Raw genomic sequence first — 24,248 nt, forward strand, 5'->3', positions numbered from 1 at the left:
GAACCTGCCTGTATTGATATGGGGTGTCGGGTGCCCGGGCGCCGGGCAGGCGGCTAGCCTATGACATTGGTGAGGTCGTAGATCGGTACCAGCACCGCCAGGATCACCACCATGACCACCACCGCCAGCAGCAGGGTGATCACCGGGACCAGCGCGGCCAGCATGCGGTCCAGGGCCTGGCCGGTCTCGGCCTCGAAGGTGTCGGCGGTCTTGAGCAGCATCGTGTCCAGCGCGCCGGACTCCTCGCCGACCTGCACCATCTGCAGTGCCAGCCGCGGGAATCGCTTGCCGCGCGCCAGCGCCGTGGACAGCGCGACGCCGTTCTTGACCTCCTCGCCCGCTGCTTCGACATCGGCGGCGAGCGCACGGTTCCCGAGGACGTTGCGGCCGATGCCCAGGGCCGCGATCAGCGGCACGCCGTTCTTCAGCAGGGTGCCCAGGGTACGCATCAGGCGCGCGGTCTCGATCCGCGCCACCAGCCCGCCTATGAATTTGCGCCCGAGCAGCCACTCGTCGAAACGTGCGCGGAACGCCGGGTCGCGCAGGCGCCGGTCGAACCACAGCGCCGCCATCGCCGGTACCGCCAGCAGCACGATCCACCAGTCGCGCACCAGCTCGCCCAGGCCAAGGACGATCTTGGTGAAGAACGGAAGCTCCGCGTCCAGGCTTTCGTACATCACGCCGAACTGGGGCACCACGTAGCCAAGCAGGAACAGCAGCGCCAGGCCCACCATCAGGATCAGGATCGCCGGGTAGATCAGCGCGTTCATCACCCGGCCGCGCAGCGAACGCGAGCGCTCCAGGTAGTCCGCCAGGCGCTGCAGGGTGTCCTGCAGGGTGCCGCCCGCCTCGCCGGCGCGGACCATGTTGATGTACAGGCGCGAGAAGCTGCCGTGCTGGCGCTCGAGCGCGGTCGACAGCGCCGTGCCGCCGCGCACCTGGTCGCGGACGTCGGTGATGGTGCGCTTGGCGGCCTCGTCCTCGGGCAGGTCGAGCAGGATGGTCAGTGCGCGATCAAGCGGCTGTCCGGCGCCAAGCAGCGTCGCCAGCTGCTGGGTGAACTGCACCAGGCGTTCGCCCGAGAACGGCTTGGGCTTGAACAGCGACCTGAGCGAACCCTCGCCGCCGCCTTCGCTGGCCAGGCGGGCTTCGACCGGCAGGTGGCCCTGCTCCTGCAGGCGCAGCGCCACCTCGGCGTCGCTGGCAGCCTCCATCTGGCCGTCCAGGGTCTCGCCGCGGCTGTTCAGTGCTTTGTAGCGGTAAAGCGGCATCGGTCGGGGGCGGGCATCGGGCAGGGCCGACACGTTACCGCAGGTCGCGCCGGTGCTGGGCGCGGCGGACGGGCAAGGCGTCGCGTGACGGGCCGCCGCCGGATGGGCGGCGACGCGACGGCAGCCGGGCTCAGCCGACGGTTTCGGAGTAATGCAGCCAGAAATCGTTCAGGCCCGTGCCAGGTGCGAGGTTGCACGACAGCGCGAGGTAGCCGTTCGGGAACACGGTGGCCCCTTCGACGAAGTCCGACGCAGCCCAGTAGAACCCGGCGTAGCCGGAGGCGGTATCGGTGACCTGGGTCACGTAGTAGTTGGTGCCACCGTGCCAGCCGGTCACCGCGGTGCATGCAACCGGCGCGGCGCTGCCGTCGTGGCTCGACACGTAGACCTCGAGTCCGTCCACCTGGCCCTGGGTGGGGATCGCGCAGGTCACGAAGGCGCTGGTCGTGCCCTCGTTCTGCAGGGCGAGCGGACGCTTGCGCAGTGCGTCATCGAATTTCGACAGCGAGGCCTGGCAGTGCGCCGCCGCGTTGAAATACTGGGTCCGCTCCACCATGGCCGGAACTCCGGCCTGGGCGACGCCCGCGGCCACGACGGCCGAACACAGCAGCGACTTCATCAAGAACTTCATCCAATTCCCCCTGGTACCGGCGGAAAGAATGGCGCGCCGGCTACGCCGCATGCTGTTTATCACGGATTCATCCCGGCCTGCGCGTCGGCTTACGCGTCCTCGGTCACCCGCAGCACTTCCTCGATGGTGGTCATGCCCGCCATCGCCTTGATGATGCCGTCCTCGTACATCGTGCGCATGCCCGCGTCGCGGGCGAGCTGCTCGATTTCGCCCATGCCGGCGTGGCGCATGACCGCGCGGCGCAGCGCGTCGTTCATCACCAGGAACTCCATGATCGTGGTACGGCCGAGGTAGCCGGTGGGCGCGATGGCCGAGCCGCGCGGGCGGTACAGGAAGATCTCGCCCTCGGGCTGGTACTTCCGCAGCCCGAACTTCTCGACTTCCTCCGGCGACGCCAGGTACTTCTCCGCGTGCGAAGGCTCCAGGCGGCGCACCAGGCGCTGGGCCAGGATGCCGTTGATGGTCGACGTGAGCAGGTAGTCCTCCACCCCCATGTCGAGCATGCGGGTGATGCCGCCGGCGGCGTTGTTGGTATGCAGCGTGCTCAGCACCAGGTGCCCGGTCAGCGCCGACTGGATCGCGATGCGCGCGGTCTCGAGGTCGCGCATCTCGCCGATCATGATGATGTCCGGATCCTGGCGCACGATCGAGCGCAGCGCATGAGAGAAGTCCAACCCGATCTGCGGCTTGGCCTGGATCTGGTTGATGCCCTCGATCTGGTACTCGACCGGATCCTCGACGGTGATGATCTTGACGTCGGCGGTGTTGAGCTTCGACAGCGCCGTGTACAGCGTGGTGGTTTTGCCGGAGCCGGTCGGCCCGGTGACCAGCAGGATGCCGTGCGGCTGCTGCAGCACTGCCTCGAACTGCGGCAGGAAATTGTCGGTGAAGCCGAGCTTGTGGAAGTCGAACACCACCGTCTCGCGGTCAAGCAGGCGCATCACCACGCTCTCGCCGTGCGCCGTGGGCACGGTGGACACGCGCAGGTCGAGCTCCTTGCCCTGTACCCGCAGCATGATGCGGCCGTCCTGCGGCAGGCGGCGCTCGGCGATGTTGAGCTTGGCCATGATCTTGATGCGGCTGATCACCGCGGCGGTGAGGTTGGTCGGCGGGCTTTCGCCCTCCTCCAGCACGCCGTCGACGCGATAGCGCACCTTCAGCCGGTTCTCGAAGGGCTCGACGTGGATGTCGGACGCACGCAGCTCCACCGCCCGCTGGATCACCAGGTTCACCAGCCGGATCACCGGCGCCTCGGAGGCGAGGTCGCGCAGGTGCTCGACGTCGTCCATGTCGCCGCCGTCGCCTTCGGCGCTTTCGACGATCGCGCCCATCGCGCTGCGGCCCTGGCCATGCCAGCGCTCGACCAGCCCGGCGATTTCCGAACGCAGCGCAACGTTGACGCGCACCGCCTTGCCCGTGGCCAGGCGCACGGCGTCGAGCGCATAGGGATCCTGCGGGTCGGCGGCAAGCACATCGATGAAGCCTTCGCCCTCGCCCACCGGCACGACGTGGAACTGGGTCATGAAGCGCGCGGTCAGCGGCGTGCCGTCAGGTGGCATCTCCGGCAGGTCCTTGGCGCTGGCCAGCGGCAGCTCCATGACCTGGGCGCAGGCCTCGGCGTGGTCGCGTTCGGACACCAGGCCCAGCCGGCCGAGCAGTGACAGCAGGCTGCCGCCGGTTTCCTCCTGCAGGCGCCGCGCGCGGCCAAGGTCGGCGTCTTTCACCCGGCCCTTTTCAAGCAGGGCAGCGACGATGCGTTCGTCGGCGGAGGCTTGGATCGTGTCGGTATTCACTCGTTCCAGCGGGATTTCGTGCGGTGGCCGACTTTAGCAGACCGGTCGCGCTCCACCCGGTCCTTGCCCGATGCCGGGCAGGAACCCGCCGTGGCCAGGGTGGCGGCCCGTGGTAGTGGCTTCGGATACCATCGGCCGAGGGGAGCACGGGGGTCGGCTGTGGGTATCGACGCCCGTCGCACAGTCAGGAGCGGGAAGACATGGATGCAGCACGCTGGAAGCGGACGTGGGAGCTGTTCGACCAGGTCGTCGACGTGTCGGCCGGGGAGCAGTCCGCGCTGCTGATGTCGCTTGAAGCGGATGCCGGCATCCGCGCCGAAGTGGAGCGCCTGCTGCAGGCGAGCCATACCAGCGACGTCACCGCCCCGGACCCGGCCCCGGCGCTGCAGCCACGCTTGCAGCCCGGGACGCTGGTCGACAACTGGCGCGTGGAGCGCCTGATCGGCCGCGGCGGAATGGGCGAGGTCTACCTTGCGCAGCGGGTGGACGCGGATTTCGAGCAGCGCGCGGCGCTGAAGCTGCTGCTGCGGATGGAGTCGGAGGAGGACCGGGCCCGGTTTGCCGCCGAGCGGCGCATCCTCGCCCGCCTCGAGCACCCCTCGATCGCGCGCCTGCTGGACGGCAGCGAATACCAGGGCACGCCGTATGCCGTCATGGAGTACGTCGACGGCCAGTCGGTGACCGACTACGCACGCGACCTTCCCCTGCGGGAGCGCCTGGAGCTGGTGCTGCAGGCCTGCGACGCGGTCGGGCATGCACACCGGCACCTGGTGGTGCATCGCGACCTGAAGCCCGGGAACATGCTGGTATCGGCCGACGGACGCCTGCGCCTGCTCGATTTCGGCATCGCGAAGCACTTGTCCAGCGTCGACGACGACGCCACCCAGGTGATCCGTGCCTCCCCGGACTACTGCGCACCGGAGCAACTCGACGGCGGCACGATCTCCACCGCCACCGACGTGTTCGCACTCGGCGTGATCATGTTCGAGCTGCTGACCGGCGAGCGGCCCTGGCAGCTTGGTGGCCTGCCATTGATGCGCGCGCTGGAGCGGTTGTGGGTGCAGGACACCCCGCGGCCGAGCAGCCGGCTGCGCGGAGCGGCCGCACGCGCCGTGCGCGGGGATCTGGACACCATCGTGCTGAAGGCGCTGCAGCCCGAACCCGGCAAGCGCTACCGCAACACCGACGAACTCGCATACGACCTGAAGGCGCACCTGGAGCAACGGCCGATCAGGGCGCGCAAACCGACGCTTGCCTACGTCGTGGTGCGCACTGTGCGTCGGCACAGGCTCGCCACCGCGCTGGCCGGCGTCGCCGTCGCCAGCCTGCTGCTGGGCCTTGGCGGCGTGATCGTGCAAGGCCGCGAAGCCGCCATGGAGCGCGACCATGCCCGGCGCGAGGTGGTCCGCAACAACGCCGTGCGCCAGTACCTGATGCTGATGTTCCGGTCCGCCGGTGAGCTGCAGGGCAACGACGACATGACCGCGCGCGACGTGCTTGCCCGTGCCGCGGACGAGGTCGACGAACAGTTCGCCAACGACCCCGAGGCCCACGCCGACATCTCCATCGCGCTTTCCGAACTGTTCTTCCAGCTCAACGACTACACCGGCGCCCGGCCGCTGCTCGAGCGCCTGGTCGAGCAGGGCGACCGGATCTCCGCGGACGTTCGGGCGATGGCGCAGCACGATCTGGCGCAGGTGAACTATCGCGAAAGCCGGATGGAGGACGCCTGGGCCCTCCTGCGCCAGGCGCAGGCATTCTGGTCCGCCGAACCGCGGCGCTATCTGTCCGAGCTGCTCGACAGCCGCCTGATCCAGTCGCAGCTGGAACGCGCCGACGGCGACTTCCCGCGGGCGTTGGCAACGCTTGAACAGGCGCTTGGGCAGCGGATCGCGCTCTCGGGGCGGAAGCATCGCGAAACCGCGGTGCTGATCAACAACCTCGGCATCACCTACTTCCAGGCCGGCCAGCTGGAACAGGCCAGCGACCGGTTCCAGCAGGCCCACTCCCTATGGAGCGCACTCGGCCAGGAGCGCAGCGCCGATGCGCTGAACACGCTCAACAATCTGGCTGCGGTCGAAGCGCGCCTGCTGCGCTCCGAGCAGGCCGCGGCCAGCATGCGCGCGGCCCTTCAGCTGCGACGGGAACTCTACGGCCCGTCCACCGCGACTGCGGCCCTGCTGAACAACCTCGGCAAGACCCTCAGCCAGCTCGGTCGGCACCAGGAGGCGATCCCGCTCCTGCGCGAAGCGATCGAGATGGGCCAAGCCCACGCCGGCGGGCCGGCGGCGCCGGTGTCGCTGGCCGCCGGGCTCGGCCTCGCCGAGGCGCTGGCAGGCATCGGCAACCCGGTCGAAGGCCACGCCGTACTGGACGGACTCCTGCCCCTGATCCGCGATGCCCACGGCGAGCAGCACCTGCTGGCGGCGATGCTGGGCGTCTCGCGGGCGCGAATCCACGATTCGACAGGTGCGCGCGACAGCGCGATGCAGGCCGCCGCGGGTGCCCGCCAGATACTGGCGACGCTGGGTCCCGGGGGCACCGGCGCGCTTGAGCAGCTGGATCGGCTGGAGGCAGGCTGGCGCGACGGCGACCCGCCGCCCACGGTCAATCCGTCGCAGGCTCCGCAGGCGCCAGCGGCCCCCCGAAGTCACGGAGCTGGTGCTGCAGCCAGTCACGGGCCTTGACCCAGTCGCGCCGCACCGTGCGTTCGGTGACAGCGAGGATCTCGGCCGTCTCGGCCTCGGTATAGCCGGCGAAATAGCGGCACTCGACCACCCGCGCCAGGCGCGGACTGATCCGCTCCAGGTCACGGATGGCATCGCCGATCGCGATGCTGGCGTCGTCATCCGGCCCCGCGACGTCCGTGGCCGCCTCGAACGAATGGAAGGCCTCGTCCAGGCTGACCGCCGCCACGCCACCGCCCCGGCGCTGCCGTGAGCGCGACCGCGCCTGGTCCACCAGCACGTGGCGCATGGCCACCGCCGCGGCCGCGAGGAAATGCCTGCGGCTTTCCCAGGGACCGCCGCGCAGCACCTTGAGCCAGGCCTCGTGGATCAGGGCCGTGGTCTGCAGGGTTCCCCCGCCGCGGTAGCCGGCGCGGATGCCACGCGCCGCGCGCCGCAGGTCCGGATACAGCAGTGGCGCGAGCTCGACCGCGCTGGCGCAGATCTCTTCCGTGGAATCGTTTGGCAAATCCGTACCCCGTTCCATCGCAGTGGGTGCCGCGGCATTCCGTGCCCGCCAGCCAATCGCCGCGTCCCGCCCCCACCGTGACCTGGCCCCGGACCGGTGGCGCATGTGGAGGTTCGACCGTGCAGCAACGGATACTAGCAAGTGATGCCGAAATCGCCCTGACGCTGCGGTTCACGATGCGGCATCAGCAGCGTCACGCGGGCAGCGGCGCGGGCGGCTTCGCCGGCGAATTCCGTCCGGTTGCCGCGCCCGTTCACGTATTCCATGAGACCGCTACTGTCACGCGGTATCAACCAGGGAGTACACATGCAGCGTCCGATCCTCCTCGCCACGTCCATCGTCGCCTTGCTCGCCCTCGCTTCGGGCGACACCGATGCGGCCACCACCTCGCGCATGACCACCGCCAGCGCGCCCGCGCTTTGCCAGCCCGCATTGCCGGCGTACGACGGCAGGATCCGCAAAAGGCCCTTGGCCGTACAGAACGAGAGCTCCACCAACGCGTTCGTGAGCTGCGCGCTGATTGGTGACGGAAACAGCCTGGGAGGAACCCAACAAATATTCGTCTATCTGATCAACCTCAACGACGCGCCGGCTTCAATCACCTGCACGCTCGTCAACAGCCACGCGGGCGACGTGTTCCTCAGCGTGACGAAGACCCGGGAAGTGCCCGCCAATGATCCCGGCGGAGCCACGGGTCTCCACTGGCTTCCGGTCGACAACGGCGGCAACCCGTTCTCGCGCTGGACCAGCCTGTCCTGCAACCTGCCGGCCGGCACCGGCATCGGACATCTGGGCTCGGTACAGCAGGCGGAAATCGGGGCCTGACCCTGGCCGGCGGAAAGACTGGACAACGGGTGGCGGATCAGCCGATCGCCACCCGCGCGTTGCAGAACATCCTGAGCCACGGCGAGGCCTCCGACCAAGCCGCCGGCGCCCAGCTGAAGTTGGCGGTGGCCAGGGTGCGTTCGGGATGCGGCATCAGCAGCGTCACCCGGCCATCGTCGCTGGCCAGCCCGGCGACGGCGTCGTCGGAGCCGTTGGGATTTTCCGGATAGCCGGCCGCAACGCGGCCGTCGCCCTCGACGTAGCGCAGCGCCACGCACGCGGCGGCACGGTCGGCCGCGCCAGCAAACTCCGCCCGGCCCTCGCCATGCGAAACCACCACCGGGATCCTTGAGCCGGCCATGCCGCGCAAGAACAGCGAGGGCGATTCCACCACCTCCAGCATCGACAGGCGCGCCTCGAACTGCTCGCTCAGGTTGCGCTGGAAGCCCGGCCAGTGCGCGGCGCCGGGAATGATCTCCTTGAGCTGCGACATCATCTGGCAGCCGTTGCACACGCCCAGGGCGAAGCTGTCGCCGCGGGCGAAAAAGCGCGTGAACATGTCGCGCAGCGCTTCGCGCTCGAGGATCGAAGTCGCCCAGCCGCGGCCGGCACCCAGCACGTCGCCGTAGCTGAAGCCGCCGCAGGCCGCGAAGCCGGCGAAGTCATCCAGCCGCGCGCGGCCCTCGATGAGATCGCTCATATGCACGTCGACCGCCTCGAAGCCGGCGAGCGTGAACGCCGCGCCCATCTCCACCTGGCCGTTGACGCCCTGCTCGCGCAGGATCGCGACCCGCGGCGCGGCGCCCCTGGCGATGTAGGGCGCGGCGATGTCGTCGGACGGGTCGAACGTGAGTACCGGCTGCAGGCCGGGCGCGTCGAAGCGTAGCGCCGCAGCACGCTCGGCGTCGGCGCAGTCGGGGTTGTCGCGCTGGCGCTGCATGGCATGGCTGACCGACCACCAGGCGCCCATCAGGTCCTGCCAGGCCCACTCCGCCATCACCTCGCCGTCGTCGAGCACGCGCACCGAGGAGGCCGTGGTGGGGCGTGCGATGCGCTGCGCGCATTCGACCAGGCCGTGGCGCTCGATGAGATCGACGAACTCGACCCGGTCCCCCGCGGCGATCTGCACCACCGCGCCCAGTTCTTCGTTGAACAGGGTGCGGAACACGTTCTCGGTGCGGTCGTCGCCCCAGGTGTCGAGGTCGATGTCCATGCCGACGCGTGAACAGAAGGCCATTTCGCACAGGGTGGCGAAAACGCCGCCGTCGGAGCGGTCGTGGTAGGCCAGCAGCAGGCCGGCCTCGCGCGCATCGCGGATGAGTTCGAAGAAGGCGCGCAGGCGCTGTGGATCGTCCAGGTCCGGGCAGGCGCCGCCAAAGGCACCGTGCACTTGCGACAGGATCGAGCCGCCCAGGCGCTGCTTGCCGGCGCCCAGGCCGATCAGCCACAGCTCGGTGCCGGGCTCGCGCACCAGCAGCGGCGTGAGCTGCGCGCGCACGTCGGCCACCGGCGCGAAGGCGGTGACCACCAGCGATACCGGCGACACCGATGCCTGCGCCTGGCCATCGGCCTGCCACTGCGCCTGCATCGACAGCGAATCCTTTCCGACCGGGATCGACAGCTCGATCTCCGGGCACAACTCCATGCCAACCGCGTGCACGGCGTCGAACAGGCGCGCGTCTTCGCCCGGATGGCCGGCGGCGGCCATCCAGTTGGCCGACAGCTTGGTGCGGGCCAGCGATTCCACCGGCGCCGCGCAAAGGTTGGTGATCGCCTCGCCCACGGCCATGCGCGCGCTGGCGGCGGCGTCGATCAGGGCCAGCGGCGTGCGCTCGCCGATCGCCATGGCTTCACCGGCATGGCCGTGGAACCCGGCCAGGGTGATCGCACAGTCGGCCACCGGCAGCTGCCAGGGCCCGACCATCTGGTCGCGCGCGGTCAGGCCGCCGACGCTGCGGTCGCCGATGGTGACCAGGAACTGCTTCGAGGCGACCGTCGGGTGCGCAAGCACGCGCAGGCCGGCTTCGTGCAGGGCCTCGCCGGGGCGGCCGGCGGCGGCCAGGGCAACGGCGTTGAGCTGTGGCCAGCGGTGCGGCGTGGTGCGCGCGGTGTCGCGGTGCATCTTCGGCGGCTTGCCGAATATCACGTCCATCGGCAGGTCGATCGGCAGCACGGGCCGCGTGGCGGTATCGCCCGCGCCCTGCCCCGGGCCGTCGGCCGCCGCAGCGGGCGTCACGGTCTCGAGGTGCTCCGCCGCGGCCGGCGTCGGCAGCACGCCGTAACCGACCACCAGCCGCTCCTCGGCGGTGGCGTAGCCCACCACCGCGAACGGACAGCGCTCGCGCTCGCACAGCGCCGCGAACTCGGCGATGCGCCCTGGCGCAACGCCGAGCACGTAGCGCTCCTGCGACTCGTTGCACCACAGCTGCATCGGCGACAGCGATGGATCGTCGCTGGGCACGCGGCCGAGGTCGATCACGCCGCCCACGCCCGAGTCGTGCAGCAGCTCCGGGATCGCGTTGGACAGGCCGCCGGCGCCGACGTCATGGCACCACTTGATCGGGTTGCCCTCCTCGCCCAGCGCCGTGCAGCGGTCGAGGACCTCCTGGCAGCGGCGCTCCATCTCCGGGTTGTCGCGCTGGACGCTGGCGAAGTCGAGCTCCTCGGCGCTTTCGCCCGAGGCGACCGAGCTTGCGGCGCCGCCGCCCAGGCCGATCAGCATCGCCGGGCCGCCCAGCACCACCACCGCGTCGCCCGGCGACAGCCGGCGCTTCGCGACCTGGTCGCGATCGATCGCGCCAAGGCCGCCGGCAAGCATGATCGGCTTGTCGTAGGCCCGCACCAGGCCCTGGCCCTCGGCGAGCTCGAAGCTGCGGAAATAGCCGGTCAGGCTCGGCCGGCCGAATTCGTTGTTGAACGCCGCCGCGCCCAGTGGGCCGTCGGTCATGATCTCCAGCGCCGGCGCCATGCGCGGGTTCAGCGCGCGCGGCGCCTCCCAAGGCTGCGGCAGCGAGGGAATGCGCAAGTGGGAGACGCTGAAGCCAACCAGGCCGGCCTTGGGCTTGCCGCCGCGGCCGGTGGCGCCCTCGTCGCGGATCTCGCCGCCGGCGCCGGTGGAGGCGCCCGCGAACGGCGAGATCGCGGTCGGGTGGTTGTGGGTCTCGACCTTGATGCAAAACGCGCTGCCGAGCTCCGGTTCGGCGCGATACACGGCGCTTGCGGGATCCGGGCGAAAGCGTTGCGCCGGGTAGCCTTCAACCACCGCGGCGTTGTCGCTGTAGGCCGAGAGCGTGTGCTCCGGGGTCTGCGCGTGGGTGTGGCGGATCATCCCGAACAGCGACTGCGGACCGCTGGCAGCCCCGCCCCCGGCCAGCATGTCCTCGCCGTCGATGGTCCACGACGCGTTGAAGATCTTGTGGCGGCAGTGCTCGGAGTTGGCCTGCGCGAACATCATCAGTTCGACGTCGTGCGGGTCGCGGCCCAGCGCGCCGTAGCGCTCGCGCAGGTAGGCGATCTCGTCCTCGGCCAGCGCCAGGCCCAGGCGCTGGTTGGCTTCTTCCAGGCCCGCCAGCGGAATGGCTTCGACGGCGCCGCGCGGCGGCAGCGCGAACAGCGCGGCCGCGTCCGCGTGCGCGGCCAGCAGCGACTGGGTCATCGGGTCGTGCAGCGCCTGCGCCAGCGCGGCGGCGACTGCGGGGTCGGCCGGCCAGCCGACGATGTCCAGGCGGGTTCCGCGCTCCACGCGCGCCACCGGCAGGCGGGCCCCGCGCAGCAGCTCGGCGGCCTTGCTCGCCCACGGCGACAGCGTGCCCAGGCGCGGCGAGACATAGCGCGTGGTGGCGCCCGGCTCCACCGGCGCGGCCGCGTCGGAGGCCTTGAGGATGCGGTGCAGGGCCGGCCGGTCGATCGCGGCGCCGGCGTCGGGTTCGGCGAGCACCCAGTACACATGCCAGGCGCCGCTGATGCGGATGCCGGGATCGATGGACTGCAGGCGGGCCTGGAGGCGTTCGCGCCGGAACGGCGGCAGCGCGGGAGCGCCTTCGAGGACGATCATGACCGGATTCGACCGTGATGGAACGGGCCGGCCATTGTAGCGAAGCCGCGGCGCTGCCGGCGCGCGGCCCGGCGGCTCAGCGGCTGCCGGCTGCGCCCGGGGCGGCCGCGCCCGGGGCTGCGGCGGGCACCGTGGCGCCGGCGTCCGCGGCCAGCCGGTCCAGCGCGGCGCGCAGGTCGGCCGGCGGCATGTAGCCCGGCATCTGCGTGCCGTCGGCGGTGACGATCATCGGCGTGCCGGTCAGGCCCACGCGGCGGCCGATGTCGTAATGCCTGGCAACGGGGTTGGTGCAGTCGCTCGCGGGTACCTTGCGGCCCTGCTTGGCCGCCGACAGCGCCGCGCCGCGGTCGGCCGCGCACCACACCGACACCATCTTGCCGAAGTCCTCGCTGGCCGGCCCCATGCGCGGGAACGCCAGGTACTCGATGGCGATGCCGAGGCGGTTGTATTCCTCGATGTCCTCGTGGAGCTTCTGGCAGTAACCGCACTCCACGTCGGTGAACACGCTGACCGTGTAGTCGGGGTTGGCGGGCGCGAACACGATGCGCTCGGACGCCGGGATCGTCGCCAGCAGCTCGCGGCGCACCTCGGCCATGCCGGCCTGGCTGAGGTCCTTCTTTTCGCGGACGTCGAACAGCGCGCCCTGCAGCAGGTAGCGGCCGTCGTCGCTGATGTAGACCATCTGCCCGCCCACCACCGCCTCGCGGAAGCCCGGCAGCGGCGCCGCGCCGACGTGATCGACCTCGATCCGCGGATTGATCGACTGCAGCGCCTGGATCGCGCGCTCGTCGGCCGAACCGGCCGCGGCGCTTGCCAGGCCCTGGCCGCCGGCCGTGGCCGCGCCCGGGGACGCGTCACCCGCGGCGGCATCGCCCGGCGACTGGGCGCAGGCGGTGAGGCTGACGGCACACAGGAGGAGGGGCAGCAAGGACTTCATTCGCGATCTCGGCTCGACGGTGCCGCCCGGATCCGGCGGCTGGCCCGGCATTCTCGCACGCGTCCCGGCGGCGAGGGCCCGGCTCCGGCTTCGCGTTGCGCCGGCTTTCAGGCAGAGGAGGGGCGCGCGCCCGGCGTCGGGCGCTGCGTGGCCCTCAGGCGCGCGGGTGGTGCTTCGCGTGCAACCGCTTGAGCTGCTCGCGCGCGACCAGGGTGTAGATCTGGGTGGTGGACAGCGAGCTGTGGCCCAGCAGCATCTGCAACGAGCGCAGGTCGGCGCCGTGGTTGAGCAGGTGGGTGGCGAAGCTGTGGCGCAGGCCGTGCGGACTCACGCGCGCCGGGTCGATGCCGGCGGCGGCCGCGTGGCGTTTCACCGTCGCCCAGAACGCCTGGCGGCTGGGCGGCGCCAGGCCGCGGCCGATGAACAGGGGGGCTTCGCCGCTGTCATCCACCGGGATCGCGCGGCCACCGGCCAGCACCGGGCGCGCGTCGGCCAGGTAGCGCTCGAGCCAGTGCCGCGCCTCCTCGCCCAGCGGCACCACCCGGTCCCTGCCGCCCTTGCCCGACACCCGCAGCACGCCTTGGCGCAGGTTGACGCCGTTGGCCGCGATCCCCACGAGCTCGCTCACCCGCAGGCCGCAGGCGTACATCAGCTCGAGCATGGCGCGGTCGCGCAGGCCATCGGCGCTGTCGACCCCGGGCGCGGCCAGCAGGCGGTCGATCTCGCCCTCGCCCAGCGCCTTGGGCAGCAGCCGTGGCAGCTTGGGCGGCTCCAGCAGCGCGGTCGGGTCGTCCGCGCGCAGGCCCTGGCGCAGGCGCCAGCGATAGAAGGCGCGCAGGGCCGAGAGCAGGCGCGCGTTGCTGCGCGGTGACCAGCCGCCGCGGCTGCGCCATGCGAGGTAGTCGAAGAGGTCGCCGCGGCCTGCGTCGGCGATGTCGCCACGGTCGCGCCAGCGTGCGAAGCCGCCCAGGTCGCGGCGATAGCTGTCCAGGGTCTGGCGCGCGGCGCCGGATTCGGCCCACCAGGCATCGATGAAGGCATCGATGGCGCGCGCGTCCGCGTCGCGCAGCGGCGGCAGCCGCATCGCGCGCGTGCGGCGCTCGGCGGGCGTGGACGCGGTCATCGCCACCAGCTTAGCGGTGCGCGGGCCACGCCGGCTATCCTGTGGCGATGTCCTCCGCACCCCACCCCGACGCCAGCGCCCGGCACGGCGCCTTCATCGGCCGGCGCATGCTGTCCATGCTGTACGACCTGCTGCCGGTGCTGGCGCTGTGGTTCCTGCTCGGCTTCCTGTTTGCGCTGGGCTACACCCTGGCCGGGCATGCGCCACGCGAGAACATCGCGCCCTGGAGCCCGCTGCAGTGGCTGCTGTGGCTGTGCTGCTGGGCGGTCACCGGTGGCTATGCGACCGTGAGCTGGCGCCGCGGCGGGCAGACGCTGGGCATGCGGCCCTGGCGGCTGCGCGTGGTCGCCGCCGACGGCGCCGTGCCCTCCTGGCAGGTGATGTGGCTGCGCTACGCCGTGGCCACGCTTTCGCTGGCAGCGGCCGGGCTCGGCTTCTGGTGGGCGTGGATCGACCGCGACCGCCTGACCTGGCACGACCGCGCGGCCGGCACGCGCGTCGTCCACGAACGCAAACCGCAGAGGTGAAGCCCATGCGCATCGACATCTGGTCCGACCTGGTCTGCCCCTGGTGCTGGATCGGCAAGCACCGCCTGCAGCGCGCGCTCGCGCTGCTTGGCGAAGACGCGCCCGCGGTCGAGGTGCACTGGCATCCCTACCTGCTCGATCCGGACGCCGACGCCACGCCGGTTCCGCTGCGCGATGCCTATGCAGCCAAGTTCGGCGGCGCGGAGCAGGCCGCACAGATGCTTGCGCGTACCCAGGGCACCGCGCGCGCCGAAGGCCTGCCGATGGACTTCGAGCGTGGCCAGGTGCGGGTCACCACCCTGCCCGGCCACCGCCTGATGTGGCTGGCGGCGCGCGAGGGCGATGCCGATGCGGTCGGCGAAGCGCTGTTCCACGCCCACTTCGCCGAAGGCCGCAACCTGGCGGATCCGGAGGTGCTGGTGGCTGCAGGCGCCGCCGGCGGCCTCGACGCGGCCCGCGTGCGCGCGATGCTCGCGTCCGACGAAGGCTTGGCGGAAGTCCAGGCCGGACTCGGCCGCGCGCAGGCGATGGGCATCCGTGCGGTGCCGGCCTTCGTCATCGATGGCGAACACGGCATCCAGGGCGCGCATCCTCCGGAGGTGCTCGCGGACGCGCTGCGCAAGCTGGCGCCGAAGCCCGCCGCCGCTGGCGACGGCGGCGCCTGCGGCCCGGAGGGCTGCAACACCTGAGGGTCCCCGGCCGGAACCGCGAGTCGCGTGTCCCGGCCCGGCCTGCTCAGGTGCCTGCCGGTGCCGCCGCCTCGCCATCGTCTGCGCCGCCGTCTGCGCGCGGCGGCGCCGGCGCAAACCACCCGACCAGGGTGCACAGCAGGCCGTAGGCCATGAACGAGCCGATGCCCAGCAGGTTGCCGAGGTGCTGGCGATCGACCAGCACCAGCTTGGCCAGCACCAGCCCCATCAGCACCGCGCCCGCCAGCCACAGCGCGCGCTGCCCGCGGCGCGATCCCGCGATCCAGCCACCGACCCCGAGCACGCTCCAGACCACGGTGAGCGCGGTCTGCGCCAGGCTGCTCGACCACAGTCCCTCGCCCCAGGGCGCACCGCCCCAGTGATGCACCGCACGCAGGGTCACGCAGGTCGCCAGCAGGAAGCCGGCCGCCGACAGCAGGGCGATCCGCCGCCGGGCGAACTCCACCGGCGCCAGCGTCGACCACAGCCAGCATGCGGACAGCCCCAGCGTCGCGAGCTGGGCGAGGTCCAGCGGATTGAGCAGCGGCAGCCAGGGCAGCGGCGCGCTGTCACCGGCATCGCGCAGGGCGCGCAGCCAGCCCAGGCCCACCACGGCCAGGGTCACGCCGAGCAGCGCGCCGCGCGACGCATCGAAACCCGCACCCAGCGGCTGCCGCAGCCAGCGCCAGCGGAACTGCAGCAGCGCCAGCAGGGCCAGCCACGGCAGGGCGGGCAGGGCCAAGCGCCAACCGCCGCCCAGCGCCTGCGCGCGTGCCCACTCACCCGCCGCCAGCGACAGCACCAGCGGCCACAGCAGCCACCAGGCGAACTGCGCCCAGATTGCAAAGCGTCCGCCATCTCCACGCAGGCTCACCAGGCTCTGCACCCCGCAGGCGGCAAAGAGCAGCCAGGCCGCCGCGCCCCAGCCTGCAAGCGGTTGGCCACGAATCCCGACCTGGGCGAATGCCAGCGGGACCGCGAGCAGGAACGCGCCGAGCACGGTCAGCGCCAGCGCGGGCGCGGGCCGCCGCCGGTGCACCAGCGCCGCCAGCACGGCGGTCACCGCCAACGCGGCAAGCAACGCATCGGCGCGCAGCGCATGCGCGACATGCGCGCCCACCTCGTGCAGCACGTTGCCGCACCACCACGCCAGGCCCCAGCAATAGAACGCCGCCGCTGCCGGTGACCGCCCGGCGCCGCGATACCACCACGCGCTGGCGAAGCCGGACAGTGCCAGCAGCAGGGCGCCGGTGAATACCGGATTGGCGAGCGCAGGCGCAGGCCGGAGCAGGTCGCCCACGCCGATGAAAAACGCCACTGCCGCTGCGATCTGGAGACCGGCGCCGGTCCATTGCGGCAGTCGACGTTCCTGGCGCAGGCCCAACCAGACCAGCGCCGCGCCTTCGATCGCGAACACCGCCGCCGTCGCCCGTGCCGAGAGTGCCAGCGGCACCGCCAACGTGGCAAAGCCCGCTGCGAGCAGCACGTAGGATTCGCCGAGCACCGGATGCGCGCCGCGCCGCTGCCACCATGCGAACGCCGCATAGATCGCCGCCAGCGCCAGGGCACACAGTGCCAGGGGCATGCGCTCGCCCTCGAGCAGCGCCGCCTGCAGGCTGAACGCCACCAGCGGCGTGCCGAACAGCATGCAGCCGTCGACCACGTCGCGCCGGCCGGGCGCACGCTTGCGCGCGTACAGGACCGGAAGCAGCAGGTAGAACGCGAAGAACAGCAGCAGGAAGGGCTGGGTGCTGGCGTATTTGTCCGGGTCGTAGGCAAGCACGCCCCAGGCCACGCCGATGCCCCAGGTGAAGATCCAGCCCAGCAGGTTGAGCTCGCGCCACGGGCGCAGCCAGGCGATGGCGAAGATCGCGGCGTTGAGCAGCGCGTAATACGAGAACAGCACCACGTGGTTGCCGCTGCCTGTGGACAGCCAGATCGGCGCCAGGAAGCCGGCCAGGATGCCGAGCACCGCCATGGTGCGCGAACCCTGCAGCACCGCCAGCAGGCCCAGCGCCACCACCAGTCCCACGCTGAGCGCGAACGCGGCGGCCGCCGGCAGCATGCCGTAGAGCTTGAACGCGGCGAACACCACCAGCAGCAGCACGCCGATCGCACCGCCCTGCACCGCCAGCGCGAAGCTGCGGTGGCTGTCGCGCTTGCGCCACGCGAACGCCAGCGCGGCCAGCGCCGCCAGCGCAACCGCCGCCAGGCGCATGCCGATGGGCAGCGTCAGCCAGCCCTGGTCGCTGGCGTACTTGAGCAGCGCGGCCACGCCGGCCAGCAGCACCAGCACGCCGACCTTCACCGGCACGTTGCCCTCGGTGAACCAGCGCTTGGCCATCGTGGCCAGGCGGTCGAAAGGCAGCGGGGCGGCGATCGCGGGCCGGGCCGTCGCCGGGACCGATTCGATGCGCGGCGGCAGCGGCGGCACGGCGCGTGCCGGCGCGGCGGGCGGCTTCGGCGTCTCGATGGTTGCCGGCGAGGCGGGCGGCCTCGACGTCTCGACGATTGCCGGCGCGGCGGGCGGCTTCGGCGCCGCAACAGCCGTCGGTTCAGCGGGCGATCGTGCAGCGTCGGTCCATTCCGCCGCGCGCAGCCGCCCCAGCTCACCCTCCAGCTCGTCGACACGCCGCTTCAGGTTGCCGAGCCCCACAAGCACCACGACCAGCAGCACGGGCACCGCCAATACGGCGAGCGCCAACAGCACCAACATCGATTCCATTCCCCGATCCCGCCTCCGCCGCATCCGCGGCCCCGGCCGGAACCTTAACCGACGCGGGTCCGGAAAAAAGAAGGTTCATCTCCCGACTGAGGGGAGGCGTATGGCCGGCCCGGCGGGGTGGCTGGTTCTTCTCGAGGCTCTGGGATGGTGAAGTGCAGTGGGAGCGTTGCGCCGTGAGCTGCTCCGCCCTGGTCCGCGCTGCCCGTCCCGTGCACAGGAGGTGTACTCCCCCGGCCTGTCCGGCTGGGCATCCCCCCGCCTCCACGGCGGGCAACGCGCACCCTCCCGGAGCAATCACCCGCCCCCTCAATCGGAAGAAGAACCAAAAAGAAGCCCCGCACTGGGCGGGGCTTCGGATATCGCCTTGGCGCGGCGCTTACTTCGCCGCCACCACGCGCACCATTTCCAGGCACTTGGTGGAATAGCCCCACTCGTTGTCGTACCAGGCCACCAGCTTGACGAAGGTGTCGTCGAGCTGGATGCCGGCCTCGGCGTCGAAGATCGAGGTGCGGGTGTCGCCGCGGAAATCGGTGGCGACCACCTTGTCCTCGGTGTAGCCGAGGATGCCCTTCAGCGCGCCTTCCGACTGCGCCTTCATCTCGGCCTTGATCTCTTCGTAGCTCGCGCCCTTTTCAAGCTCGACGGTCAGGTCGACCACGGAGACATCGGAGGTCGGGATGCGGAACGACATGCCGGTGAGCTTGCCGTTGAGCTCGGGGATCACCTTGCCCACGGCCTTGGCCGCGCCGGTGGACGAGGGAATGATGTTCTCGAGGATGCCGCGGCCGCCGCGCCAGTCCTTGTTCGACGGGCCGTCGACCACCTTCTGGCTGGCGGTGGCGGCGTGCACGGTGGTCATCAGGCCGCGCTTGATGCCCCACTTGTCGTTGAGCACCTTGGCGATCGGGGCCAGGCAGTTGGTGGTGCAGGACGCGTTGGAGACGATGGCCTCGCCGGCGTATTTTTCGTGGTTCACGCCGTACACGAACATCGGCGTGTCGTCCTTCGACGGCGCCGAGAGGATCACCTTCTTCGCGCCGGCATCCAGGTGCTTCTGCGCCGTGGTCTTGTCCAGGAACAGGCCGGTGGACTCGATGACGACGTCGGCGCCGACCTCGTCCCACTTCAGGTTGGCCGGATCGCGCTCCTGGGTCAGGCGGATGCGCTTGCCGTTGACCACCAGCGTGCCGCCGTCGACCGACACCTCGCCATCGAAGCGGCCGTGCACGGAGTCGTACTTCAGCATGTAGGCCAGGTAGTCCGGCTCAAGCAGGTCGTTGATGGCGACGATCTCGATGTCGCTGCCGAAATTCGCCACCGCCGAACGCAGGACGTTGCGCCCGATGCGCCCGAAACCGTTGATGCCAACCTTGATCGCCATGGGATGCTGACTCCGTAACGCCGCGCGCCGCGGCAGAAGTGGATGGAACACGCAGAACGCCCATTTTAGCAGGCCCGGGCAGGCAGGGGCCGGGCTTGACCACGATCAATGCGGGGCCGTATGGGAGAGCGGACCATGGCGGCATCCCCACAGAGAACAGGTGCCTCGATGGCCCGCAAGACCCGCTCCCTCCCGCTCCCCCTGCTCGCCCTTGCCGTTGCCGGCGCCCTCGCCGCCCCGGCCGCCCTCGCCCAGTCCGCCGGCGACTGGACCGTCGCCATCGGCGCCCACCAGGTCAACCCGGATTCCGACAACGGCAAGCTCGCCGCCGGCACCCTGCCGCTGGACATCGGCTCCAGCACCCGCCCGACCATCGCCTTCGAATACTTCCTGCGCGACAACCTCGGCCTGGAAGTGCTGGCCGCACTGCCGTTCCAGCACGACATCGCCATCGACGGCCTGGGCCGCGTCGGCAGCACGAAGCACCTGCCGCCGACCGTCAGCCTGCAGTACCACTTCAACGGCCAGGGCAAGGTCTCGCCGTTGCTGGGAGTGGGCCTGAACTACACCACCTTCTTCAGCGAAGACGCCCGCGGCGCGCTCGCGGGTTCGAAGCTCGAACTCGACGATTCCTTCGGCCTCGCGCTGCACGCCGGCGTCGACTTCAAGGTCGGCGAAAAGGGCGCGATCCGCGTCGACGTGCGCTGGATGGACATCGACAGCGACGTCAAGCTCGACGGCGTGAAGCTGGGCAGCGCGAAGATCGACCCGCTGGTGTACGGCGCCGCCTACGTCATGCGCTTCTGATCCACCCCGGGCGGGATCACCGGGCGCATGCGGCTAGAATCGCCGCATGCACCCGAACCGAGCCCCCCGAATGCACCGATACCTCTCCCTCCTCGTGCTTGCCGGCGCCCTGTTCGCCGGCGACGCCCTGGCCTGGAGCGCCGAAGGCCACCGCATCGTCGCCCGCATCGCCGAGGCCGGCCTCACGCCGGCCGCCCGCGCCGAGGTCGATCGCCTGCTCGCCGCCGAGCCCGACCCGACCCTGGCCGGCATCTCCACCTGGGCCGACGAACTGCGCGACACCCTTCCCGAGGTCGCCAAGCGCACGGCCAAGTGGCACTACATCAACTTTGATGGCCGCTGCGGTTTCGAGCCGCCGAAGGACTGCCCGGGCAACAACTGCGTGGTCACCCAGGCCAACCTGATGTTCGGCGTCCTGGCCAACCGCGGCAAGGATGATGCCGAGCGCACCGGGGCGCTGAAATGGCTCGTGCACCTTATCGGCGACCTGCACCAGCCGATGCACGCCAGCATGCGCGACGACAAGGGCGGCAACGACTACCAGGTGAACCTGGACGGTGAAGGCAGCAACATGCACCGCATCTGGGACGGCACCATCCTCAAGCGCCGCGACCTGGGGGCGGAGGCCTATGCCGCCGAACTGCTGCAGCAGCCCCTGCCCGACGACCCGACCCTCGCCTCCGACCGGCCGACGCTGGAGTGGGCGCTGGAGTCCTGCCGCCTGGTGGAGTCCGGCGAACTCTATCCAGCCGAGGGCACGCATGTGATCGACGAGGCTTTCCTCGACGCGCAGCGCCCGCTGGCCGAGCGCCGCCTGCGCGAGGCCGGCTATCGCCTGGCGAAGATGCTCAACTACGCGCTGGCACGGCCCAAGAACGTCCCGTGACCAGGGCCGCGCCCGTCGCCGTCGCACCGCTCCAGCATGGCGGCAGCCGGCGCGGCGCGGCGGCGGACGCCTGCTGAGTCCCGCAGGGCCATGCTGATTTCCCGACGCGCCATGCTTGCCCTGCGCGGCTTGGCCGCGGTCGCGGCGCTGTGCCTGGCGCCCGCCGTGCAGGCCGCCGGCGCGCCGCTGACCGTGTTCGCCGCCGCCAGCCTCAAGGAGTCGATGGACGACGCGGCCGCCGCGTATACCGCCGCCAGCGGGCAGGCGGTGCGCGTGTCGTACGCCGCCAGTTCCGCGCTGGCGCGGCAGATCGCCCAGGGCGCGCCGGCCGATGTCTTCGTTTCCGCCGACCTGGACTGGATGGACGCGCTGCAGGACAGGGGCCTGGTCGACGCCTCGACCCGGAGCGAGCTGCTCGGCAATACCCTGGTGCTGGTGGCGCCCGCGAAGTCCGCTGCCAGCGCCCTCACGCTGCGCCCGGGCCTGGACCTGCGTCCGCTGCTGGGCGAACGCGGACGCATCGCGCTCGGCATGGTCGACAGCGTGCCCGCGGGCAGGTACGCCAGGGCCGGCTTCGAATCGCTGGGCATGTGGGACATGCTCGCGCCGCGCGTGGCCGGCGTGGAAAACGTGCGCGCCGCGCTGATGCTGGTCGCGCGTGGCGAAGCGCCGCTGGGCGTGGTCTACGGCAGCGACGCGCGCGCCGAGCCGCGGGTGCGCGTGTTGGCGACCTTCCCGGCGGATTCGCATCCGCAGATCGTCTATCCGGCGGCGCGGGTGGCCGCGAGCAGGCATCCGCAGGCGGCCGGCCTGGTGCGCTGGCTGCGCGGGCCCGCGGCGCGCGCGATCTTCGCCCGCCACGGCTTCAGCCTGCGCTGACGCCCGACCCGGCGCGCCGCCCCCGCCATGCCCGACTTCAGTCCCGCCGAACTCGCCGCCATCGCGCTCAGCCTGAAAGTGGCCTGCGTGGCGGCGCTGGCCAGCCTGCCCTTCGGGATCGCGGTGGCCTGGCTGCTGGCGCGCCGGCGCTTCCCGGGCAAGGCCTTGCTCGATGCCCTGGTGCACCTGCCGCTGGTGCTGCCGCCGGTGGTGGTCGGCTACGCGCTCCTGGTGGTGTTCGGCAGCCAGGGCGCGGTGGGCGCCTTCCTGGCCGAACGCTTCGGGATCACCTTCGCGTTCCGCTGGACGGGCGCGGCGCTGGCCAGCGCGATCATGGGCTTCCCGCTGATGGTGCGCGCGATCCGCCTGTCGATCGAAGCGGTCGACCGCCGGCTGGAGCATGCTGCGGCCACGCTGGGCGCCAGCCCCTGGCGCGTCTTCGCCACCGTCACCCTGCCGCTGGCCTGGCCGGGCATCGTCGCCGGCGGCGTGCTGGCGTTCGCCAAGGCGCTGGGCGAGTTCGGCGCCACCATCACCTTCGTGTCCAACATCCCGGGCGAGACGCAGACCATTTCTTCGGCGATCTACGAGCTGATGCAGGTCCCCGGCGGCGAGCTGGGGATCTGGCGCATGGCGATCGTGGCGGTGGCGATTTCGCTGCTGGCGCTGCTGGCCTCGGAGTGGCTGGTGCGGCGGCAGCACGGGCGTCGCGACGATGGGGACGAGGCATGAGCACCCCAGGCCTGGTGTCCGGACGCCGGCCGATGCTGAGCCTGGACATCGAGCTGCGCCGGGGCCGCTTCCAGCGCCATGTCCGGATCGAGGACGGCGCGCGGGTGGTCGCGCTCACCGGCCCGTCCGGCTCGGGCAAGACCACGGTGCTCAATGCCATCGCCGGGCTGGTGAAGCCGCGGTCCGGGCGCATCGAGGTCGACGGCCGCGTGCTGTTCGACAGCGCGCGCCGGATCGACCTGCCCGCGCACCGGCGCCGCGTCGGCTATGTGTTCCAGGATGCACGGCTGTTCCCGCACCTCGACGTGCGCGGCAACCTGCTCTATGGCCGCCACGCCGCGGTGGCGGGCGGCAGGCGCTTCGAGCTCGACGCCGTGGTCGCCCTGCTCGGCATCGAAGCGCTGCTGCCGCGGCGGACCGCGAACCTCTCCGGCGGCGAAGCGCAGCGCGTGGCGATCGGCCGGGCGCTGCTGTCGCAGCCGGCGATCCTGCTGTTCGACGAGCCGCTGTCGGCGCTGGACCAGGCGCGGCGGGAGGAGCTGATCCCCTGGCTGCAGCGCGTGCGCGACGAGGTGCGGCTGCCGATGCTCTACGTCAGCCACCATCCCGACGAAGTCCGCCGGCTGGCCGAGGCCGTGCACCGGCTCGACTGACGCGGCGTGCCGGTGCGCGTCAGGCTTCGCCGAGCGGGTCCAGGGGCTCGAGGTCGCCGCCGGCGACGGCCGCGGCGATCGCCGCGTCGGAACGCGCGGTGTCGATGCCGTTGTCCACGTACCAGGCGGGCGCGTAGTAGCTGTGGGCGTAGCGGTCGCCGGCGTCGCAGAGGATGGTGACGATGGATCCGTCGCGCCCCTGCTCGCTCATGCGCCGCGCGGCGTGCAGCACGCCGACGAAGTTGGTGCCGGTGGAGCCGCCCACGCGCCGGCCGAGGGTCGCGCTGACGTGGCGCATCCCCGCCAGTGCCAGTGCGTCGGGCACCTTGACCATGCCGTCGATGCAGCTGGGGATGAAGCTCGCCTCCACGCGCGGGCGGCCGATGCCTTCCACCCGCGAGCCGCAGGGATGGGTGAAGTCGCGCCAGGGTTCGTCCGCCAGCGCCGCGCGGTAGGCCTGGTGGAACACCGACTCCTGTGGGTCCGCGCACAGCACGCGGGTGTCGTGGCGGCGATAGCGCGCGTAGCGGCCCAGCGTGGCCGCGGTGCCACCGGTGCCGGGGCTGCACACGATCCACGCGGGCACCGGGTGCGGCTCTTCGGCCATCTGCCGGAAGATCGACTCGGCGATGTTGTTGTTCGCACGCCAGTCGGTCGCGCGCTCGGCGTAGGTGAACTGGTCCATGAAATGACCGCCGGTTTCCTGCGCCACGCGGTGCGACTCGGCGTCCAGGCCGCAGGCGGTGTCGACCAACTGGCAGCGGCCGCCGTGGAACTCGATCGCGGCGATCTTCTCCGGCGAGGTCGACGCCGGGATCACGGCGATGAAGGGCAGGCCCAGCAGGCGCGCGAAATACGCTTCCGACACCGCCGTCGAGCCGCTGGAGGCCTCCACCACCGGCCGCCCCTCGCGCAGCCAGCCGTTGGCCAGCGCGTACAGGAACAGCGAGCGCGCCAGCCGGTGCTTCAGGCTGCCGGTCGGGTGGCTGGACTCGTCCTTCAGGTAGACGTCGATGCCCGGGTAGCCGGGCAGCGGCATCGGTATCAGGTGGGTGTCGGCCGACCGGTTGAAGTCGGCCTCGATGGTGTGGATGGCGCGCGCCACCCAGTCCCGCTGTGCCATGTCGCCGTGCTCCCCGC

Annotated in this window: 20 protein-coding genes; 9 read left to right on the forward strand and 11 right to left on the reverse strand. The window is 71.3% G+C overall.

Annotated elements, in window-relative coordinates; translation table 11 throughout:
• Nucleotides 1-53: 53 nt before the first annotated feature.
• The 3 genes from xpsF to gspE all read right to left on the reverse strand — a co-directional run bounded on the left by xpsF (nt 54) and on the right by gspE (nt 3,704).
• Complete coding sequence (gene xpsF, locus ACW7G5_RS13430; protein ID WP_457005441.1) at nt 54-1,271, reverse strand: type II secretion system protein XpsF; 1,218 nt, start codon at nt 1,269-1,271, stop codon at nt 54-56.
• A gap of 130 nt (nt 1,272-1,401) precedes the next feature.
• Nucleotides 1,402-1,902 carry a hypothetical protein gene (locus ACW7G5_RS13435; protein ID WP_457005307.1) on the reverse strand — a complete coding sequence of 167 codons (501 nt, stop codon included), beginning with the start codon at nt 1,900-1,902 and terminating at the stop codon, nt 1,402-1,404.
• Between the two features lie 89 nt (nt 1,903-1,991).
• The gene (gspE, locus tag ACW7G5_RS13440) at nt 1,992-3,704 is read right to left on the reverse strand and encodes a type II secretion system ATPase GspE (protein WP_457005443.1); all 1,713 of its coding nucleotides are present in this window, start codon (nt 3,702-3,704) and stop codon (nt 1,992-1,994) included.
• 191 nt (nt 3,705-3,895) lie between these two features.
• On the opposite strand from gspE, the gene ACW7G5_RS13445 reads away from it, so the two are divergent.
• Complete coding sequence (locus tag ACW7G5_RS13445) at nt 3,896-6,382, forward strand: protein kinase domain-containing protein (protein ID WP_457005309.1); 2,487 nt, start codon at nt 3,896-3,898, stop codon at nt 6,380-6,382.
• Here ACW7G5_RS13445 and ACW7G5_RS13450 read toward each other — a convergent pair.
• Both ACW7G5_RS13450 and ACW7G5_RS13455 read right to left on the reverse strand, forming a co-directional pair.
• Nucleotides 6,303-6,890, reverse strand: a complete 588-nt coding sequence (locus ACW7G5_RS13450) for an ECF-type sigma factor (protein ID WP_457005311.1) — start codon at nt 6,888-6,890, stop codon at nt 6,303-6,305. The two genes, ACW7G5_RS13445 and ACW7G5_RS13450, sit on opposite strands and share 80 nt — an antisense overlap.
• A 134-nt stretch (nt 6,891-7,024) precedes the next feature.
• Nucleotides 7,025-7,156 carry a hypothetical protein gene (locus tag ACW7G5_RS13455; protein ID WP_457005313.1) on the reverse strand — a complete coding sequence of 44 codons (132 nt, stop codon included), beginning with the start codon at nt 7,154-7,156 and terminating at the stop codon, nt 7,025-7,027.
• A gap of 40 nt (nt 7,157-7,196) precedes the next feature.
• On the opposite strand from ACW7G5_RS13455, the gene ACW7G5_RS13460 reads away from it, so the two are divergent.
• A complete protein-coding gene (locus ACW7G5_RS13460; protein WP_457005315.1) occupies nt 7,197-7,715 on the forward strand; it encodes a hypothetical protein in 519 nt (172 codons plus the stop codon).
• A gap of 37 nt (nt 7,716-7,752) precedes the next feature.
• On the opposite strand, the gene purL is transcribed toward ACW7G5_RS13460, so the two are convergent.
• The 3 genes from purL to xerD all read right to left on the reverse strand — a co-directional run bounded on the left by purL (nt 7,753) and on the right by xerD (nt 13,835).
• The gene (gene purL, locus ACW7G5_RS13465) at nt 7,753-11,769 is read right to left on the reverse strand and encodes a phosphoribosylformylglycinamidine synthase (RefSeq protein WP_457005316.1); all 4,017 of its coding nucleotides are present in this window, start codon (nt 11,767-11,769) and stop codon (nt 7,753-7,755) included.
• 76 nt (nt 11,770-11,845) lie between these two features.
• Nucleotides 11,846-12,706 carry a DsbC family protein gene (locus tag ACW7G5_RS13470; protein ID WP_457005318.1) on the reverse strand — a complete coding sequence of 287 codons (861 nt, stop codon included), beginning with the start codon at nt 12,704-12,706 and terminating at the stop codon, nt 11,846-11,848.
• 154 nt (nt 12,707-12,860) lie between these two features.
• Nucleotides 12,861-13,835 carry a site-specific tyrosine recombinase XerD gene (xerD, locus tag ACW7G5_RS13475; RefSeq protein ID WP_457005320.1) on the reverse strand — a complete coding sequence of 325 codons (975 nt, stop codon included), beginning with the start codon at nt 13,833-13,835 and terminating at the stop codon, nt 12,861-12,863.
• A gap of 41 nt (nt 13,836-13,876) precedes the next feature.
• Between xerD and ACW7G5_RS13480 the strand changes: the two genes are divergently transcribed.
• Together ACW7G5_RS13480 and ACW7G5_RS13485 are read left to right on the forward strand one after the other, a co-directional pair.
• Entirely contained in the window at nt 13,877-14,356 is a 480-nt protein-coding gene (locus ACW7G5_RS13480) for an RDD family protein (RefSeq protein WP_457005322.1), read from the forward strand.
• Between the two features lie 5 nt (nt 14,357-14,361).
• Nucleotides 14,362-15,045 (forward strand): DsbA family oxidoreductase, encoded by a 684-nt coding sequence (locus tag ACW7G5_RS13485; protein WP_457005324.1) that lies wholly within the window; start codon nt 14,362-14,364, stop codon nt 15,043-15,045.
• Nucleotides 15,046-15,091: 46 nt separating this feature from the next.
• On the opposite strand, the gene ACW7G5_RS13490 is transcribed toward ACW7G5_RS13485, so the two are convergent.
• Both ACW7G5_RS13490 and gap read right to left on the reverse strand, forming a co-directional pair.
• On the reverse strand, nt 15,092-17,770 hold the full coding sequence (locus ACW7G5_RS13490) for a DUF2339 domain-containing protein (protein WP_457005325.1): 2,679 nt from the start codon (nt 17,768-17,770) through the stop codon (nt 15,092-15,094).
• 376 nt (nt 17,771-18,146) lie between these two features.
• Nucleotides 18,147-19,151: a type I glyceraldehyde-3-phosphate dehydrogenase gene (gap, locus tag ACW7G5_RS13495; protein ID WP_457005327.1), complete on the reverse strand. Its 1,005-nt coding sequence runs from the start codon at nt 19,149-19,151 to the stop codon at nt 18,147-18,149.
• 168 nt (nt 19,152-19,319) lie between these two features.
• Here gap and ACW7G5_RS13500 point away from each other — a divergent pair, with 168 nt between their 5' ends.
• The 5 genes from ACW7G5_RS13500 (at nt 19,320) to modC (ending at nt 23,108) form a co-directional block, all read left to right on the forward strand.
• The gene (locus tag ACW7G5_RS13500) at nt 19,320-19,958 is read left to right on the forward strand and encodes an OmpW/AlkL family protein (protein ID WP_457005329.1); all 639 of its coding nucleotides are present in this window, start codon (nt 19,320-19,322) and stop codon (nt 19,956-19,958) included.
• 70 nt (nt 19,959-20,028) lie between these two features.
• Complete coding sequence (locus ACW7G5_RS13505) at nt 20,029-20,844, forward strand: S1/P1 nuclease (protein ID WP_457005331.1); 816 nt, start codon at nt 20,029-20,031, stop codon at nt 20,842-20,844.
• A gap of 90 nt (nt 20,845-20,934) precedes the next feature.
• Nucleotides 20,935-21,723, forward strand: a complete 789-nt coding sequence (gene modA / locus ACW7G5_RS13510) for a molybdate ABC transporter substrate-binding protein (protein ID WP_457005333.1) — start codon at nt 20,935-20,937, stop codon at nt 21,721-21,723.
• A gap of 27 nt (nt 21,724-21,750) precedes the next feature.
• Nucleotides 21,751-22,455, forward strand: a complete 705-nt coding sequence (gene modB / locus ACW7G5_RS13515; RefSeq protein ID WP_457005335.1) for a molybdate ABC transporter permease subunit — start codon at nt 21,751-21,753, stop codon at nt 22,453-22,455.
• Nucleotides 22,456-22,487: 32 nt separating this feature from the next.
• Entirely contained in the window at nt 22,488-23,108 is a 621-nt protein-coding gene (gene modC, locus ACW7G5_RS13520) for a molybdenum ABC transporter ATP-binding protein (protein WP_457005445.1), read from the forward strand.
• A 19-nt stretch (nt 23,109-23,127) separates the two neighbouring features.
• On the opposite strand, the gene ACW7G5_RS13525 is transcribed toward modC, so the two are convergent.
• Entirely contained in the window at nt 23,128-24,231 is a 1,104-nt protein-coding gene (locus tag ACW7G5_RS13525) for a PLP-dependent cysteine synthase family protein (RefSeq protein WP_457005337.1), read from the reverse strand.
• Between the last annotated feature and the right edge of the window lie 17 nt (nt 24,232-24,248).

Source organism: Luteimonas sp. A501, assembly GCF_054052085.1.

Coding starts and splice junctions, on each gene's coding strand:
- xpsF (WP_457005441.1), bottom strand. CDS start 1,271: ATGCCGCTTTACCGCTACAAAGCACTGAACAGCCGCGGCGAGACCCTG.
- ACW7G5_RS13435 (WP_457005307.1), bottom strand. CDS start 1,902: ATGAAGTTCTTGATGAAGTCGCTGCTGTGTTCGGCCGTCGTGGCCGCG.
- ACW7G5_RS13445 (WP_457005309.1), top strand. CDS start 3,896: ATGGATGCAGCACGCTGGAAGCGGACGTGGGAGCTGTTCGACCAGGTC.
- ACW7G5_RS13455 (WP_457005313.1), bottom strand. CDS start 7,156: ATGGAATACGTGAACGGGCGCGGCAACCGGACGGAATTCGCCGGCGAA.
- ACW7G5_RS13460 (WP_457005315.1), top strand. CDS start 7,197: ATGCAGCGTCCGATCCTCCTCGCCACGTCCATCGTCGCCTTGCTCGCC.
- purL (WP_457005316.1), bottom strand. CDS start 11,769: ATGATCGTCCTCGAAGGCGCTCCCGCGCTGCCGCCGTTCCGGCGCGAA.
- ACW7G5_RS13470 (WP_457005318.1), bottom strand. CDS start 12,706: ATGAAGTCCTTGCTGCCCCTCCTCCTGTGTGCCGTCAGCCTCACCGCC.
- ACW7G5_RS13480 (WP_457005322.1), top strand. CDS start 13,877: ATGTCCTCCGCACCCCACCCCGACGCCAGCGCCCGGCACGGCGCCTTC.
- ACW7G5_RS13485 (WP_457005324.1), top strand. CDS start 14,362: ATGCGCATCGACATCTGGTCCGACCTGGTCTGCCCCTGGTGCTGGATC.
- ACW7G5_RS13490 (WP_457005325.1), bottom strand. CDS start 17,770: ATGGAATCGATGTTGGTGCTGTTGGCGCTCGCCGTATTGGCGGTGCCC.
- gap (WP_457005327.1), bottom strand. CDS start 19,151: ATGGCGATCAAGGTTGGCATCAACGGTTTCGGGCGCATCGGGCGCAAC.
- ACW7G5_RS13500 (WP_457005329.1), top strand. CDS start 19,320: ATGGCCCGCAAGACCCGCTCCCTCCCGCTCCCCCTGCTCGCCCTTGCC.
- ACW7G5_RS13505 (WP_457005331.1), top strand. CDS start 20,029: ATGCACCGATACCTCTCCCTCCTCGTGCTTGCCGGCGCCCTGTTCGCC.
- modA (WP_457005333.1), top strand. CDS start 20,935: ATGCTGATTTCCCGACGCGCCATGCTTGCCCTGCGCGGCTTGGCCGCG.
- modB (WP_457005335.1), top strand. CDS start 21,751: ATGCCCGACTTCAGTCCCGCCGAACTCGCCGCCATCGCGCTCAGCCTG.
- modC (WP_457005445.1), top strand. CDS start 22,488: ATGCTGAGCCTGGACATCGAGCTGCGCCGGGGCCGCTTCCAGCGCCAT.
- ACW7G5_RS13525 (WP_457005337.1), bottom strand. CDS start 24,231: ATGGCACAGCGGGACTGGGTGGCGCGCGCCATCCACACCATCGAGGCC.